Below are 16,570 nucleotides of genomic sequence, written 5' to 3'. Positions count from 1 at the left end.
CCTACCGAAACTGGTCTAAACTAACTATGTTATTCTACCACAAATATAGTCTGTCTACTTACGCCGAGCTGTACTAGGGCCATTAAAAACTGCATCAAAGGCGTGTTCAGCCCAAGGAATTTCGAGCAAAATAGTACGCGCGGCGAAGCTATCCCGTAGGGAATCGCCCGTGGCTCGCAATCGTTCCTAGAGCGATCGCCCAAACTTAGCCTGAACGATATGATCGCGACCTGCATAAACCAGTAGGCAAGGGGGAAGATTGGGTTTAATATAATTAATGGGGGAAGCCCGGTGGTAAAGCTCATTGAGTTCGTTTGGGGTTCCTCCCAGAAAGGCACGCAAGACGGCTCGAACGTCGATCGCATCAGGAAAAGATGGGTCATTGTATCCCCCAATAAGGTCGTTTGGCCCGTAATAGTTCACCACTGCTCTAACTGGAAGCACACTAGAATCATAAGCAGTTAGCATTGCTAAATGGGCACCTGCAGACCTTCCCATCAAAGCAATTCGATCGAGATCGATGGACCAATCACCAGCATGAGTTTTGATATAGGAAAGAGCGGCTTGTACATCCTCAAGCTGAGCAGGAAATCGATACTTGGGAGCGTGGCGGTAAGCAATTGCAACCACACAATAGCCTTGGGCGGCCATGTAGCGGCTGAATTCCTCATTGGAATCGGGATTGCCTCTCTGCCAAGCTCCCCCGTAGAGTGTGATAATCGCCGGATATTTGCCAATTTCCACCGGCCGATAAAGGTTTAGTTGCAGTGAAACTCCGTCAGGGTTGGCAAATCCAATAGCCCGATCGATCCTAACCTCTCTAATCGGAATTCCCCGGAACGCATCTGCTAGGATAAACGGTTGAGGGTGTAGCTGCGCGCGTAGAGCTTGAGGAACGGTTGCTAAATAGTTTGTTCCTAGAACTGCTTGCATTTCGGTAGCTATTGCTGCATTGGCTTCTGGGAATTGCATCAGGGGAAGCAGGCTCAGAATTAGGGCGAACAGGTTACAAATCGGTAAAATAATGTAGACTTTGCGTTGATGTCGTCTGGGCCGGTTCAGCAGAAGGGCGATCGCATTGATACCGACTAACCAAGGACTAATTTCTGGTGCTCCCACCGCCAAAGGGTACAGAAACAGCGTGGGTGCTGGTACGATGACCCATAAACTGAGAAATAGCGCGATCGCACTCAAGAACCAAGGGATAAATTGCGAGATTAAGAACGCTGCCAATAATGGTAACTTTTTGCGGCTATTCTTGGGGAGCATCGGATTTTCTGCTCCTAATTTTTAATCAGCTTAAACTAATATGGCGGTTACTACTAAGTGTGAGGTATGGTAGCAGTAATCTGTAAACCAGCTAGCCAGGATTTGAGAGAGAATTAAGTAGGTCAAAGATACAGAACGATAGTTCACGCCTACACGCATTTGTAGGACAAAACAGTTCCGGTCAAGCATCAGTGTTGCAAACATTGCATTATCTTAGTTTACCAAATTTGTGCAAATAGGGCAGAAGCGTTTGTGGTTCTTTTGCCTCTTGATTGTTCTCTCAAAACTTTTGTCTGCAACCCAGCATTCTGCCAGAACAAATTTTATTCCGCGTTCTCGGGCTGCGCCGCAAAACTTAGCCCCTCTGCCTTTTTTATGCTGATAAAGCCTTTCGTCCAAATCTTTAGTCCAGCCGACATAGTGTTGAGACGGATGAGTCGGACATATCGGCTGCTCAAAGTGCAGGAGATATACATATCCTGCTATTGTGTTTGCCATTTTTGAATGTGGTTTTAATGTTTGCTATTGGCTGCCGGAGAAACAAACTTGTCTCTCCGGCATAATTGAATTACCAGTCGATTTTTAGCTCGCAGTTTTTGTGGCTGCCGTTGCTGCTACCATTGCTGCTGTCGTTGTTGCTGTCGTTGTTGCTGTCGTTGTTGCTTTCGAGAGGGAATTGGAAGTTTAATGCCAGCAGTTCTTGTTCAATAATTGACTTTCGATTTTGGACTTTTTTGTCTCTCAAAAGTCGCAGAGCGTGGATTATTTTGTCGAGCGTTTGATAGCTTGTTTGTTGAAAATTCAGTACAAGTGTTGTTTCCTTGCCCATGATGTACAGTTCGTTTTCTGTTTGGTGGACGCAGGTTAAATTATTGAAGTAATAGGTGTAGGTTTGCGATAGTTCCATTTTTTTTTCCGATGCTTTATTTTTGGGCGCGACAGCGCTCATAAATTTGTTTTTTCGTAAATGTTAGTGAGTACGATAAAATGTATAAATAATTTATTTTTACCCATGTTGACTCACAAATTATTTGAGCAAGCACGGCCTCAATTTACTTAATAGTTACGCCAAAATAGTTGATAAATACGTTAAAAAAGCTGTCAAAATTAGTGGTAGCAATATCAGTAATTGGTATTCCTGCCTGGTAAGAATAATTGGGGGGATAAAACGGTTTACCCACCGTTATCAAAACCCTGAGATGCCAGAACTACCCAGTAATTTATGTCGCAACCAGGAAATTTGTTAGCTAGCGCTTTTATTTAATAAAAATCAAATTTTTAAGTGGCAATAACTAATCCAGTTCGAGGTTTTGGGTGTGCTGTTTATGCTGTTGGTGATTTTGTTTATGAGTTGGCTGTTCTTGTTCAATTAATTGTATCCAGATATCATTCCAACTTGACGGTGGATTGACAAGTTCTGCATCGGGTAGCAACGATCGCGCATTTCGAGCGAGCTGAGAATTTTCTGCAATCGCTATAATAACGCTATCGAGTTCTTGTAAGAATTGTATAGGTAGTTGTGAAGCTCGTTCAATTCCTAGGTAAATTGTGGGTGGTGCTGTTGTAGAGTTATCCTGTTCAATAAGCAAAAGTGAAAGGGCTTCGATTGGGTTACAGGCAATTACAGCTCGCTCAATTTCTCCGGTAGTGGCTACCCAGAAAGCAGCTTCAGATGACAGGGGATGGGTTGTAGTAAAGTTGCCCAATTCATCTAGAACAAAAGCGAACCGGGCTTCCCCCTCAAGCGTCCGTCCTGTAAAGACAGCCTTTTCTGAGCCGGCATACAGCCAAGAATGAGAGTGCAATAAATCGAGCAATTCTAAAGGTAAACTGTACTCGACTGCTAGATGCGATCGCACTTTTTGCCACTGAGTTTCATTCCTTTCAGGCAGGATTGACAGTTGTAACTCTAGCTCATTTGCTGTTGCAGGAATTGCAGGTGTAGTTGTTTCTAGCTCAGATTGTGACGACTCTAACTCATTTGCTGTTGCAGGAATTGCAGGCGCGGTTGCTACTAACTCGGATTGTGACGACTCTAACTCATTTGCTGTTGCAGGAGTTCCAGGTGCGCCTGCTACTAACTCGAATTGTGACAACTCTAATTTATTTTCTCTTGCAGGAGTTGCAGGTGCGGTTGCTACTAACTCGGATTGTGACGACTCTAGCTCAGTTTCCTCTGCCTCACTGAGGGCGATAGCTAAGTGTTGTGGCTGCATTAAAGCCTCAATTAGGGCGTTATCTCGCCCTTTGTCATAGCTAACGCCTCGATGCTTCTGCAATCCACAAAAAGTGTAGGCTTTACCCAACTGAGTGCCACTTAAAGCGACCCCATCTAAATTGTAAGAAATGCCTTTACTCAAGCCGATTCCAGTTCGAGTCAATCCGACTTGCACCTCTACGCCTTGTTGCTGCAACCGCTCAACGAATTCTGGCATACTTGGGTTGTCTTGGGTAACTTCATCAATTAGGTCTTGTAATTGCACCCTGACGCTCTGGTTTCCCTTGCTTTTTAATTGCCTGTGTTCTCCTGTAGTCTGAGCTCGTTTGTCTGTTTCCCAACTGGGTGTAACAGTTTCCAGGTTGTAGTTGCGTTCGAGCTGGCGAATAGTTTCTTGGCTTTTGTAATAATCCCAGCTATCGTCAACAACACCCCCATCTAGGCAAATGCGACTGGCGACGATGTGGATGTGGTCGTGTTCTGTATCGCTGTGCTTGACAACTGCGTACTGGTTGTTGTCAAATTCCATCGCTTTCATGTAGTTGGCTGCGATAGCCAGCCAGCGCTGGTTATTTTCTTCAGAATCTTCTAGTTTTTCGGTGCTATCGACAGATAAAGTGGCGTGAAAAACTGCTACTTTCAGGTTAGGTCTTAGTTGTCGGGCGATCGCAAATTCAGCAGCCAGTTCTTCAGGAGTTTGTCCGCACATAGTACCGCCAATTAGAGCGGCGTCTTTTTTGCCCAGCACGTAGTTCAGACAGCCCCGAAAGCCTGTACCTTTAATTTGTTTGCCAATCATAACCGTTTCGCAGTAGGTTTATTACATCAATTTCTCAGGCTTGTTAAAAATTAGCGGACTGTAGAATTGGTAAGGTTTGCAACTATTGCTTTAATTGTAGCTTGGTTCTCTCGAATGAGTTGCTGTACGCTTTCTAAGAGTCCTTTATTGACAACAACTGGTTCTCCCAATGCCACAGCACTATTGCAAGCTTTAGTAATTTGATTGAGGTTGTTTCCTGCAATCCTCAATTGGGTATCAATCTTGCACAAAACTTGATAGGCTTTCAAGTCAAATGCAGCTAGAGGGCGTGGCATGGTTCTCCTCAAAGCTGCACGGCGCATGAAGTCGCTCATGCTTAAATTTACTTGCTCTGCTCTTGCTTTGATTTGATTGTAGTCAGAGTCAGTTAGGCGAATGTGAATATGGTTGGATAGCAGCTCTCTAGGTTTGACGGACGGTAAAGTCTTCATAGTTTTTAATCAGTAAAAACCTCTTACCAAGATACAAGTTAACAACTGTAATCGACAAGCGCTATTCAGGTGATTTTATCCCCCCCAATTGGAGAGGGCTGTTTAGACAGTTTATTAAGGTAGAGACTGACTATAATTTTCTTTATTTGTATAGAATAGTGGATTTAGGTGCGATCGCACTTGAATAAGTGATGAGCTTGTTGAATTGCTTTTGAAGCATTTTCTCCCTCTAATTTCTTAGAGCTATAGAATATTCAGCTTAAATCGTAGTACAAATAGTTACAGTTGTCATTAAAGCTAAAGAAAGTATTAAACCCGACCTTACGGTTAGGCTTCCGTAAAAGGAGGGTGCATTATTTCTCTTCCTGCACGTAAAAGTGCGGTTTGTGATCACAAAACCATTGCTTGCTACTAATCAAGAACAGCCAAAAGCAGCCTCAACCAGCAAAGGCAGTCTCTGCACAAAAAAGCAGTAATTTGACCGAAAAAGTCAGGCATTTGCAGGATATTTACAGGGATTTGCAGGTAAAGTGCACCCCCTGCAAATACCTGCACTTGCCTGACTTTATACTGCAAATCCCTGACTTTATACTGCAAATCCCTGACTTTAGCTGACGCAACAATTAGCTAATTTTTTAGCGTTTTTAACAACAAGTGGATTGACTTAATAGTCAAGTTGTGGCATCGGAATTGAATAAAAAATCAAGTTGAGCAAGTGTGAGAAAATTGGCAGGTAGCTAAAATTTATGAAGTGATTTTGTAGTGTAGTACCCACTATGCCAGCAATAAAGCTGAGGCTGGACTATCTGGTTTTTGCGTTCCGTTGAGGCTGTTCGCGAGTGTAAGGCTTACCTCGATCGAGTGTCCGCTGCTGTCTATTGCTAGCAGTTAACTACTAAACTACCATCGCCAGCCTTTCAATTCTTTGCAAGAGCAAGCGAGTGCGACCTGAATTTTTAGCAACGGGTGAGAGGAAAGCAGGCGCGATTTCGCACAGATTTGCAAGCTCGGCTCGAAACCATCCTGATAAAAATGCTTTCACTTCATAGTCAGCTTGTTGCACTTCCTCGAACAAACTAAAACGCCCGTCAAGCAGTGCCACAATGTCTTCAATATCAGAACTAAAATAAAAGTTACCCCCGCCTCTACCCATGAAAGCTTCTATTTTGGAAGCGAGGAGATAAGGCGTTGAAAAAATTAGGATTTGCCTACCACTTGGAAGTTGGTAGCGAATAGAGTTAGCAATGCCCGGCCTGTACCAGCGATTGGAAAACCCTAATACAGAGGAGTCGCACGGCATGACATCAATTGAAATGCCCTCATACTGCCAGCGACATAGGGGTGCACCTGATTCTGTAGTCTCTTGAAGCCCAAGGGTTCGCAACAAGTTCGAGAAGTTGTAATATTCAGCTCTGGACATGATTTCGACAACACAATCAACATCATCGGTAGGTCGAATGTCAGGAGCAGCCACTTCGTCCAGATACAGGGATATCGTTGCTCCTCCTGTGAAGACGATGGTAGTGCGTACTTGAGAGAGTATCCGGGCGACTGTTTCCAGCATGAATATCTGCTGATTCATAGAGCGACGATCCTCTTTTCAAGTTCGCTAGCGGCTAAACGTTGCTCCCGCACCCGACCAACTCGAATAGCGTCAATCAAGCTGAGCAAGGCGTAGAGTTCTGGATCGTTACTGGCAGCTTGGGGGACTGAGCGGTACAGAGGCGCGATTGCCTGCCCTCTCACGACACCTTGAGGGTCAGGCCAGACGTAAACCTCAGACGGTGAGGCAACCAGCTTGCTTTTCAACGGCTCAGCAGAATGTGCAGTTGGCAATCCCCGCGAGAGGGGGCCTGGCTGGGCGTAGAATACATAGCGCAACCCGTGAACCAAGAATTCCAACACCGCTTGCTTCAAAATTTTCCGCTCGGAGCCATAATACAGACCGGCAGCTTCAGAACGCTCAAGGGCAGCATGAACCTCTGATGCGCTCATGCCCAAGCTTTGAGCGAGAGAACTGTACGTCCAGTTCGTTGAATCCCAACTGTGGACTTTGAGTATTGCAAGGATATCTTGGGGTTTTAGCATAGCGGATGAGCGAGCGCATTGTTTCCTTTATTCTATATTCGCGAATAGCGAATAATTAAGGTGTGGCGACTTTAATTTACTGCGAGGCGTTCGTTGAAGGGCAATCGCCATGTAGCCAATACAGCGCTCGCCCCGGCCGCTTGAAGCCGTTGTAGGTAGGAGCGATCGCACTATAAGTTTCAGAAAACTTAGCCGGAACTTTCCTTTACCGGTATCGGTATAAATATATCTCCCAACATTGCTATTGCTACGACTGTTCCTCACTTTTTTTCCTAGCTTCCTATCAGGCATAAAATTTAGTTTACAAGAGAGCGAGTGAGGTTCGCTCCGCTAAGCGTGCGATCGGGACAGTTGGGGCAATTGACGCCGATGCTGTCACAAGGGTCTCCACAACAGCAGGAGCAATGTTCGTGCAATCAGCACAGTTGGATATCGGGTAAAAATCAAGTCGCTTGACACCTAGGATGCCCCATTCATCAGGGTGTATTATTTTTTTTCTGCACGCATTAATCATGGTTTGCGATCGCAAAACCATTGCTTGCTACCGATTGAGAACAGCCAAAAGCAGCCTCAACAAGCAAAGTCACGAAGAGCACAAAAAAGCAGTAATTTGACCGAAAAAGTCAGGCATTTGCAGGATATTTACAGGCATTTGCAGGTAAAGTGCACCCCCTGCAAATACCTGCTTTCCGCCTGACTTTATACTGCAAACGCCTGACTTTATACTGCAAATCCCTGACTTTAGCGCTCCACAACAATTAGCTATTTTTTAGCGTTTTTAACAACAAGTGAATTGACTTAATAGTCAAGTTACGGTATGGTAAGTTGAATTAAAAATCAAATTTCAGAAGTGCGAAAAAATTGGCAGCGTAGCAGCCGTTATGTCAGCCTTGGCAGTTGCATAAATTGCTGTTGTCGGACTCGCGCTTTGCAATCGGCTAAACTGTTGGTATGAAGGCAGGTTAAGAGCAGACCCTAATACGGTGTCTTAATGGCGAGAGCGTCTGTGATCGTTGCAATTAGGTCAAGGAAATCAAATTTACCCATCTAGGACTTAGAAGTGCTACTGCTAGGTCAGGAGATGAGACAGACGCTAGAGAGTTGGCGATCGACCTAACTAGGACAGGATGCGGAATGACTGCCAGGTTTTGTAGCTACCAAAACGCCTGTCATTAAACTTCAGCTTTTCGCTCGCAGCCTGCGTGGTCTCAACTTGTGATCGAAATTCCACCAACTGTTGAACCTGTTGAACCTTCAGCTTTTCGCTCGCAGCCTGCGTGGCCTCAACTTGTGATCGAAATTCCACCAACTGTTGATTTTGAGCCCGTACCTTTTCTAATTCGTTTTCGTGCCTAATTTTCAGAACGAGGTTGCTTGCATCTGCTGCACGTACACTGCTGGGAATGCTGGTTCCCAGGTCTAGAGAGACGGCGATGTGTGTCTTGTTAGTAACCATTTTGTTGATGTTTGTAATTTTGTTCTGTGTTTAATATCAACAAAGATTTATCAGGATAGGGCTTTTTCCTAATATCGAAGCGACGCGCGAGCAACCAGACACTCATTAGGCGACCGGCTCACGCGCTGCCCGTTGTGCGGATGGTTTCTAAGATGGCCTCGACTGTTTCAGGGGAATACTTCGGCATTGAGTGCGCTAACGATATGTGTGCCCATATTAGCCCACCGGCCCCGGCTTTCTGGGGAGTACCCATCTCTAGTGGGGTGCCGGTGTATCCCTGTAAAAATTTGCAAGATTGGTTTGCGCCACCTCATCTGCCGGAAACAGGCTTTCAATCCGCAGTTCCTGCAACGTGATGTCATGAGGAGTACCTAACGTGGCGATCGCCGAAAATAAGTTAAGGCTCAGTCCGTCTTTGACAAACTGTACCGTCAACAAGGGTAGTTGCCAGGTGCGGGGTAGAGATTGCTGCCACAAGCGGGGGGCATCTGGATAAGCTTGTAGTTCTTGAAAAAGAGCCATAGATTCGTCGCTATGTCCATCGACGAACGCTTCTCGATACACCCGTTGCATCAGATGGCTAGCAATTTCTTCCCAATTCCCCACAAACGGCTTGAACCCTTGAGGATGAAACATCAGCCGCATCAGATTAATCCTGCCGTTGATGCAGAAATGGTGTTGCAGCTTCTCTGGATGAACTAACCAATTGGTAAGCTGTTGCGCGGCTGTATTGCTCTGGATTAAATTCCAATAACGATCCATTACTAATGCCGGATAGGGTTCTTGCTGGCGCAAGATAAACTCTATGGCTTTGCGGATCGGTTCAACTTCAGGCGCTGATAAATCGCTTTGGGAATAAATCGGCGCAAAGCCCGCCGCCGTGAGCATGATGTTTTGATCGCGCAGAGGAACATGTAGCACAGCCGCCAGTTGCAGTACCATATCCCGGCTGGGATTAGCTCTGCCTGATTCTAAGAAGCTGATATGCCGCTGAGAGACATTGCCAGCTAAAGCCAAATCGAGTTGACTCAAACCGCGTTGATTGCGCCAGTGTTTGAGCAGATTCCCAAAGGATGCGTCTCGGTTTGGAGTTGATTGCGTTGAGGTTGAAGCGCTCGCCATTTTACTATCCTTATTACCTCGTAGGTAATTGTTTATATTATCTCGGAGGGTGACAATCAGAGCAACAGGGTTGATGACGAACTTTTACGCTTCGCCAAACCAAGTCCCTGTTGAAGTGCTGATAACAAAAGGAAAGTGAACCTATGTCCAATGCAACTTATCTACAGCGGCAACTACCTACATCCAAAAAATTTCTGTCAACCCAATCGCTTTATCTGCTGCTAACGATTATTGGTGCGATCGCGCCTTGGAGCTTTCTGCTGAAGTTCTTTCTCCAGAATGGTCTTGATCTCGATTTATTTTTCCAGAATGCGTTCGCTAATCATGTCGCTTCTGCCGTAGCAATAGATTTGCTCATTTGTGCAGATGTCTTCTTCTGTTTTTCATTTATTGAGCTAAAGCGATTAGGTTTGTCTCGTCGCTGGTTGTTTGTTTACGTTGTCGCTACTTTTGGCATTGGTGTATCTTGTGCTTTGCCTTTATTTTTATATTGGCGCGAACGAGCGTTAGAAACCCTAAAGTTTGAGCATTAAGCTCTACGTAAAGACTTTCTGACTACAGCTCCGCGTTATCGTCTTACCAACAGTTTTTATGGTCGAGTAAAGGGAGTAATAATGGAAAGAAGAAGGGGAAGAAAACCATGCTTAAAAACCTAGGATTGAAGGAGCGACTTATCAAAGATAATTGCACAAGCTATAGACCCTAAAAAATCATGTGTGGTCAAGTTTGAAAAACCTCTTTGTATCCGTTGGCTAGCTCAAACTCCAAGGGTGGGAGAAGATAAAGTTCCGCTTTTATGTATATGCTCGCAGATGGTAATGCAGGGATTTTGATCTATTTCACCTGTTTTTCCTGCACATTACTACCTTTCTTCGTCCGAAAACCCATACAGTGTTTACTTGAACCACTTATTGAGCAAGCCCTAGTTAGTTAAGTATATTTGTCCATCATACCATAAATGTGCAACGCCCAACGCCCAAGTTCTAGGATGTGCCGATTACTCCATGATTCATGGCATCATTCATCAACGCCGCATTTCTTTCTCGAAATCGCAGTGTGAAAATGCTACCCGTACCCAATTTACTTTGCACAGTCAGGCTACCGCCATGTGCTAAGGCTATAGCTTGCGCTATCGCCAATCCCAATCCCGATCCGCCAGTAACGCGATCGCGTGAACTGTTAACTCGATAGAAACGGTCAAAAATTTGCCTTTGATCTTCTGCTGCAATCCCACACCCTGTATCTTGAACATGAATCACAACTAAATGGTCATTTTTTTCTAAAATAACAGTTACTTTGCCACCAGGTGAAGTGTATTGAATGGCATTGACAATTAAATTAAGAACTAAGCGATAAAGCTGGTTAGAATCACCAATAATAGTCAATGGCTGATGCACCGGCAATTCCGAGGTTAGCGCTACCTCTCTGGCGATCGCCATTGCTGCCAATTCCTCGACTAAATCGCTAACCAAGTCATTTAAACAACACAATTGATGGCGATCGGGTATCGGTTGATTATCCATCCGCGCCAACAGCAACAAATCAGCCACTAACTGAGTCAATCTGCGGTTTTGACGCTCTACAGTTCGCAAAATTTCCCGTGCTTCTTTTTCATCCAATTCAGACATTAACAGCCCGGATTCTACTGTCGCTTGGGATGCCGCTAAAGGCGTCCGCAATTCGTGGGCAGCATCCGCTGTAAACTGTTGAATTTGTCGGTAGGAAGCATAAATTGGTTTCATTGCCAATCCTGCCAGCCACCAACTAGAAAAACCTACCAAGATTAACGCAGTAGGCAATCCCAACTTTAAAACTAATCTGACTGTACTGAGATAATCGTTGAAGTCTTGCAAGCTCCGCCCCACTTGAAAATATCCCCAACTTTTCTGATTTTGAGTATGCAGTGATACAGAAATTTGATGATAAATATTGCCTTTGCTGTCAGTAATTGTTTGCCAGTGTTCTGAGTTAAAGGTCGCTAGCAATTCTTTGGGATAAGCGCCTGCTGTAGCAATCAAATTTCCTGACTTATCAAATAAACGAATATAGTAATGGCCTTGGTTGATAGCGCTTAAAGTATGGCGGCTGGGCAACTGTTCTTTAATGTCGTTAACTCCCATTAGGCGGAGGTTGGGCAAAAGTTCGCTTACTATTGGCTCTAAGCGTCCGGGCTGCTGCAATTTGATTTCTAGGCTGTCATGTAGCGTTCCCGCTACCGATTCTAATTCCCGGTCTAGGGCTACCCAGTGAGCGTGGGCGATCGCCTTATATACACCAAATCCCAACAAGCTTAAAATCAAACCCATTACTGCTGCATAGGAAATGGCTAATTTCCAGCGAGTCCGATTAAATAGTTTATTTTGATTCATCTTCCTAAGTGGTAATTGGTAAGTGTTAAAGTGTTAATAGCTAATTGGTCAGGGCATAACTCTAATTTATAGCAGTAAATCTTTTTAAAAATTGAGCAACAAAAGATAGCACTCTTCAGACTTTTTTAGCTTTTAGCCTTTAAGTAAGAGCAAATTTTAAATTGCAATTTTCTCGAATTTATTCAAGTTAATTGCAATTTAAAATCCCTAACTGCCAGCTACCTTTAGTAGGTTTGAATTAAAACTGTACCGAGTGGTACTTCTGCATTTATTCCCACCATTTTACCAGAGATAGCATAGCCCCAATTCCGACTGTAACCAGGAGTGTATATGCCCCGCATATCAATTGATATGGTGGTATCAGGAGAAACAGGTTGGGAGAAAACTACTGTGGCTTTTCGGTTATTAACAGAAACTTGAGACTCGATTTTTTGACCAGATTGATTTTTGACCTCAATTCCGCTACGCATTTTCACATCATCCGGCAAATCAATTGCAAGTGCCGAAAGAGCTTTTCCCTGAACGTGAACTTCAAAATGATGGGTAGCACCCTGAAAGCGAGCGTTATTGGGATGGGCGCCGCTGTGTACGAGGTGAGAAACATTAGCATTTCGCATGGCTCCTCCTGCAAGAGTAGTCGGGGCATTAAATGCTAGCACAAAGGTGAATGCAGCAGCGTAAAGTAACTTTTTCATGGCGATGCTCCTCAAATAATTAACTCAATGGACTCGGCATTAATTGGTTTAAAAGCCCTGAAATAAATCCAGGTCAGATGTCAGTCGTTTAAAGACTCAACCTTCACAAGCATTTACCAACGCGGGAGAGTTTGAATATTGGCCGTACCAACTTTACTGTCTGAACTCTGACCCACTTTCTTGGCATAAACGCGGTATATATAATTACGCGGGTAGATTGAAGCCTCAACCTCAAGCATAGAAATTGTCAGCACAGTCCCGGCAACTACAGGTTTGGAGAAAACTACCGTTGCTTTTCCACCTTTAACAGAAGTTGTTGCCTCAATCTTTTCACCGGATTGACTGCTTACTTCAATACCCTTGATTCGCAGTGATGGCAACTGAATTGACAGTTCTGAAATGGCTTCTCCCTCAACGTGAACGTCAAAATCGTGGAAGGCTCTCCAAGTTGGGTAGTCAGGATAGGAACGGCCTCCGACAATGTGAGGAGATTGGGAATCTCCCGGTATTCCTGTTGCTTCTGCTGCGGAGATAGAAGAGGTAAGAATTAAGGCAAATGCTGCACTAATACTAATTAATTTTTTCACGACTGCACTCCTTGAAAACTAACGTTTGGCTTATTTCTTAGTTTGATACGTATGGATGAAATCAGGATGAAAGATCGGCCGTAACACCTGATTTTTTTATTGATAGCTACGAACCCGTGCTATACCGAGGATAATGTCTGTATTGTCGCCAACTAATATAGCAGTAAGTTGGTACATCCAAGCGTTAGAAACTCCAGAAATTATTACTTTATTCATGGTAATTTTGATTGTGTTTTCGGGAGAAAGAGGTTGGGAGAAGGTTAGTATAACTTGATTGCTGTTGACAGAAACCTTAGTGTCAATTTTTTGACCTGAATCGTCAGATATACTGATATCATCCCTGACAGTTAACCCCGCAGGAACGCTAATTTTTAATTGAGAAATAGCCCTAGTTCCTTGAGGAATGTGCAGCCGGAAAGTATGCCTGACGATTCTTGCCTTAGTTTCCGGAAATTGTACTGCACTATCAATGTGAGGAAAATTCTCGGCGCCTGTTCTGGTGCTCGCATGGACAGCAGGAACTAAAACTGTGGCTGACAGAGCAAATACAGCACCGTAAATGAGTGTTCTCATAGTTTTGACTCTCTAGGGAATTAAGTACAGTACGCCAACCTACTTCAACATTCATATTTGAAGAGTTAGCTTCTTATTAACTAGATTGACAGCTAATTATGAAATCAAGATGAAATATGAACCAGTGAGAGGTGAATTTTAATAGCAAACAAGCGCTTTACTCTCTTACTTGGAAATGAAATGAACCCAGAAATTTCCATCTGCCATACAAACGCGACGGATTAAATCATAGGAATAGTGAAGATAAGCTCCATTGGCGTTGTTGTTATACCCGCTAGCAAACCATTCTCCATAAGGATCGTGAACAATCAAGCCAGTTTCGTCATATCCAACTACGGGCAGAATATGACCGAAAGAAGTAAAATAGCCATGTATGACAGTTGGGTTTCCATCTACTAACCAATCTTTAACTTCCTCAAATGTCGCATTCTCTTTAAAGGTATCTTGAGCACCATACTCTCTGACAATTTTTGCCAAGTCGTAGGGGTTCCAGCGACTGTAACCTTTGTTGAGTGCATATTGGTAGAGTTCGTCCTCAAATTGACCGATCTTGTCCCGGCGCGGTTTGTTGAGGAACTGCAAGCACATTGCCATTGATGTGACATTGCAAGCACCAGTCGGATTATAGTAATTATCCAGTTGGTACTTGTAAGGAAAATTAGCAAGTTGAAAGCTCTTAGGCTTAGTTTTTGGATAAATTACCTTTCCTTCTTGTAAAATTTGGACGTGCGACCTATAGACATACCAGATTTGAGAATTTTTAAAGGAATCTTTTCGGAAAGCTACTCGGATGTGATCGCGAACCATTTCATAAGAGACAAGCTCCAATACTTTCCCCGTTTCAATTTCTTGTTTCTCTGCATCTGATAAATTTAACGCATAGATAGGTCTAGCCTTGAGAAATGTCTCCTTAACTATCTTGAGGACAGGAGGTGGAAATTTGAGATCCGATGGCTTGGCTTCAATAAGTTTCTCGGCTGTTTTTGCTCCGATAAATCCTGGTTCATCAGTGCACTGAATCAGCTTGTGAAATCGATTGAGAGCCGCAGTAGAGACTGCACTAAAGATGCCGTTGGCTGGAGGGTCTAGCAAACCTAAGTCGATGAGACGAATTTGGATTTGGCGAGTGAGCTCTTTATCGGCAGCGATCGCCTTTACATCCACCTTCTTATTTGTTCCTACAATGTTTTGGAGTTTCATAATTAATTTATTGAATATTGGAACTAACTGTTTCCAGACAAGGTGAGTATTACAAATCCCACCTTGCCGAAGCGTGATTAATTAAGCAGCAGCACTTGCCATATCGCGACATTCCGCAGCACAGCCCCGACAAGCTTCAGCGCATTTTTGACAGTGTTCGTTTTGATGTTTCTCGCACTCGCTAGCGCAAGCTTCGCAGATATCCGCACAGACTTTACCGATTACCTCTGCAAAGCACGAACCGCGACTCCTAAAACTAGCGCAAGTCCAGCAGATGTTTGCACAATCTCGGCAGAGTCGGCGGCATTCTGGCATTTCTCCGATGCAGAACTCAGCGCATTTTTCGCATTCAGTAGCGCACTGAACCACTGTATCGCAATAGGATGGGTGATAGTGTGGGTGTTCGCTCATAGGTAAAGATCCCTGAAAAGTTTAATGTTTTAAATCATTGAGCCACATTTAACTCTCCTTAACTTCACATTGACATTACGCAATGAAATCAGGATGAAATTGTTAAACCCATTTTCCACATCTTCCAGCGCCTCTGCCCCAGGGATGTGGCGTAAATCCAGATTAAATTCCCAGAATGTACTGACTGTAATTCTTGGGTAAAAGTTTTTGCAACAGGTAAATAATCCCAAAACAAACTAGCAAATCTACCGTCACTAAAACTCCGAGCTTGAGCAGGGGATCGGGAGAATACATAAATTTATAAGACGCTAAATTAACATAGTTTACTACCATCACATCTAGCAGGTATATAGGAAAGGAGTAAGCCGCCAATATTTTGACTAATTTCGATAGTTTACTGGGAAGTATGATGCTTTGAGAAAATGCCAATATCGACAGTACGAACAAAATTGCGTATCCTTGAGTAGATAGTTTAAAAAACGATCGGGCAAACCAGGCATCCGAATTCACTTCACTGAGTAGGTAAAATTCCCAAATACTCGCTAGATAGAACAAGATAGTTGCTGCTAAAATAAGCATTCTTTGGCGCTGAAGGTATCCTTGAATGTTGTCATAGCAACTGCCAAGAACTAAACCAGTGGAAAACGGCAAAATCCAACTAAAAATCCAGCGCTCTATCAGCGGTATAGGTATGGAAGGTAAGTATTTGAGAGCAACTAAGTAAAAGACTATGGTAAAAACTATTTGAATGGTGAAACCCAAAGCAAAAACTTTTCGGGGTTCTAAGAATCTTAATTTAACTAGAATCCACCACCACAAATAGCATTGAACAATCACAACTATAAAGTAATAGGGGGGCAGCACGGAACCCGTCAGCACATCTCTAACTAATCCAAGTAAATCAAATCGTTTGAGGTTGCCCAAATTATTTAAAATGTAGAAGGCTACTGACCAAAAAAGATAGGGCGGTATAATTCTCGACAGCCTTTTCTTTAATATCAGCGTCGGGTTATTTTGATTTTCAAGCTTGTTGGTAAGAAAAAAACCGCTGATCAGTAAAAATGCAGGTACGCAGAAAAGCTGGAGTGTATCGATCGAAATAAATAGAATTCTGCGATCGGGTAATGACAAAAAACCAGCATGAATAATCACAACACTGACGATCGCCAAAGCTCTGATTAAATCGAATTCAGCAAACCTAGTAGATGCTTTTTGCATTGTAAAAACAGGGGTAGTGATGGTAGCCACACTCGGCTGCAAACGATATTTGTCAAGGGTTTCAGTCTTAAGTTGACACCTGCGGGCAGTGACGTATCCCTACTGCTTGGCGG

General features: G+C 43.7%; 17 protein-coding genes. 1 reads left to right on the top strand and 16 read right to left on the bottom strand.

What is annotated here, in order from left to right; genetic code table 11:
* Positions 1 to 186 precede the first annotated feature (186 nt).
* The 9 genes from QUA90_RS03605 to QUA90_RS03570 form a co-directional block, all read right to left on the bottom strand.
* A complete protein-coding gene (locus QUA90_RS03605; protein WP_333147748.1) occupies positions 187 to 1,269 on the bottom strand; it encodes an alpha/beta hydrolase in 1,083 nt (360 codons plus the stop codon).
* Positions 1,270 to 1,482: 213 nt separating this feature from the next.
* On the bottom strand, positions 1,483 to 1,767 hold the full coding sequence (locus QUA90_RS30400; protein ID WP_333316165.1) for a GIY-YIG nuclease family protein: 285 nt from the start codon (positions 1,765 to 1,767) through the stop codon (positions 1,483 to 1,485).
* Positions 1,768 to 1,837: 70 nt separating this feature from the next.
* Positions 1,838 to 2,218: a hypothetical protein gene (locus tag QUA90_RS03600; protein ID WP_333443868.1), complete on the bottom strand. Its 381-nt coding sequence runs from the start codon at positions 2,216 to 2,218 to the stop codon at positions 1,838 to 1,840.
* A gap of 343 nt (positions 2,219 to 2,561) precedes the next feature.
* Positions 2,562 to 4,286 carry a relaxase/mobilization nuclease domain-containing protein gene (locus QUA90_RS03595; protein ID WP_333443865.1) on the bottom strand — a complete coding sequence of 575 codons (1,725 nt, stop codon included), beginning with the start codon at positions 4,284 to 4,286 and terminating at the stop codon, positions 2,562 to 2,564.
* Positions 4,287 to 4,336: 50 nt separating this feature from the next.
* On the bottom strand, positions 4,337 to 4,738 hold the full coding sequence (locus QUA90_RS03590; protein ID WP_333147757.1) for a plasmid mobilization protein: 402 nt from the start codon (positions 4,736 to 4,738) through the stop codon (positions 4,337 to 4,339).
* A gap of 895 nt (positions 4,739 to 5,633) precedes the next feature.
* Positions 5,634 to 6,320 (bottom strand): hypothetical protein, encoded by a 687-nt coding sequence (locus QUA90_RS03585; protein WP_333147759.1) that lies wholly within the window; start codon positions 6,318 to 6,320, stop codon positions 5,634 to 5,636.
* Positions 6,317 to 6,826, bottom strand: a complete 510-nt coding sequence (locus QUA90_RS03580) for a hypothetical protein (RefSeq protein WP_333151769.1) — start codon at positions 6,824 to 6,826, stop codon at positions 6,317 to 6,319. The genes QUA90_RS03585 and QUA90_RS03580 overlap by 4 nt, the downstream gene beginning before the upstream one ends.
* A gap of 1,117 nt (positions 6,827 to 7,943) precedes the next feature.
* Positions 7,944 to 8,282, bottom strand: coding sequence for a hypothetical protein (locus QUA90_RS03575; RefSeq protein ID WP_333142746.1), 339 nt, complete (start codon positions 8,280 to 8,282; stop codon positions 7,944 to 7,946).
* 255 nt (positions 8,283 to 8,537) lie between these two features.
* On the bottom strand, positions 8,538 to 9,404 hold the full coding sequence (locus QUA90_RS03570; protein ID WP_333142747.1) for a helix-turn-helix transcriptional regulator: 867 nt from the start codon (positions 9,402 to 9,404) through the stop codon (positions 8,538 to 8,540).
* Between the two features lie 143 nt (positions 9,405 to 9,547).
* On the opposite strand from QUA90_RS03570, the gene QUA90_RS03565 reads away from it, so the two are divergent.
* The gene (locus tag QUA90_RS03565) at positions 9,548 to 9,937 is read left to right on the top strand and encodes a DUF2834 domain-containing protein (protein ID WP_333142749.1); all 390 of its coding nucleotides are present in this window, start codon (positions 9,548 to 9,550) and stop codon (positions 9,935 to 9,937) included.
* A 450-nt stretch (positions 9,938 to 10,387) separates the two neighbouring features.
* Here the strand turns inward: QUA90_RS03565 and rppB are convergent, their stop codons facing one another.
* From rppB to QUA90_RS03530, 7 genes are all read right to left on the bottom strand, one after another.
* Complete coding sequence (rppB, locus tag QUA90_RS03560; RefSeq protein ID WP_333443863.1) at positions 10,388 to 11,773, bottom strand: two-component system sensor histidine kinase RppB; 1,386 nt, start codon at positions 11,771 to 11,773, stop codon at positions 10,388 to 10,390.
* 224 nt (positions 11,774 to 11,997) lie between these two features.
* Positions 11,998 to 12,468 (bottom strand): DUF2808 domain-containing protein, encoded by a 471-nt coding sequence (locus tag QUA90_RS03555; protein ID WP_333348472.1) that lies wholly within the window; start codon positions 12,466 to 12,468, stop codon positions 11,998 to 12,000.
* 113 nt (positions 12,469 to 12,581) lie between these two features.
* A complete protein-coding gene (locus QUA90_RS03550) occupies positions 12,582 to 13,055 on the bottom strand; it encodes a hypothetical protein (RefSeq protein ID WP_333348470.1) in 474 nt (157 codons plus the stop codon).
* A 96-nt stretch (positions 13,056 to 13,151) separates the two neighbouring features.
* Positions 13,152 to 13,628: a DUF2808 domain-containing protein gene (locus QUA90_RS03545; RefSeq protein WP_333348468.1), complete on the bottom strand. Its 477-nt coding sequence runs from the start codon at positions 13,626 to 13,628 to the stop codon at positions 13,152 to 13,154.
* Positions 13,629 to 13,793: 165 nt separating this feature from the next.
* Positions 13,794 to 14,828 (bottom strand): C39 family peptidase, encoded by a 1,035-nt coding sequence (locus QUA90_RS03540; protein WP_333433923.1) that lies wholly within the window; start codon positions 14,826 to 14,828, stop codon positions 13,794 to 13,796.
* 81 nt (positions 14,829 to 14,909) lie between these two features.
* Positions 14,910 to 15,239: a four-helix bundle copper-binding protein gene (locus tag QUA90_RS03535; protein ID WP_333370042.1), complete on the bottom strand. Its 330-nt coding sequence runs from the start codon at positions 15,237 to 15,239 to the stop codon at positions 14,910 to 14,912.
* Between the two features lie 162 nt (positions 15,240 to 15,401).
* Entirely contained in the window at positions 15,402 to 16,457 is a 1,056-nt protein-coding gene (locus QUA90_RS03530; protein WP_333433924.1) for an acyltransferase, read from the bottom strand.
* Positions 16,458 to 16,570: the final 113 nt, after the last annotated feature.

This window comes from Microcoleus sp. D3_18_C4, assembly GCF_036702355.1.
In the GTDB taxonomy this organism is placed as follows: domain Bacteria; phylum Cyanobacteriota; class Cyanobacteriia; order Cyanobacteriales; family Microcoleaceae; genus Microcoleus.
This window is presented reverse-complemented; position numbering and strand designations above follow the sequence as displayed.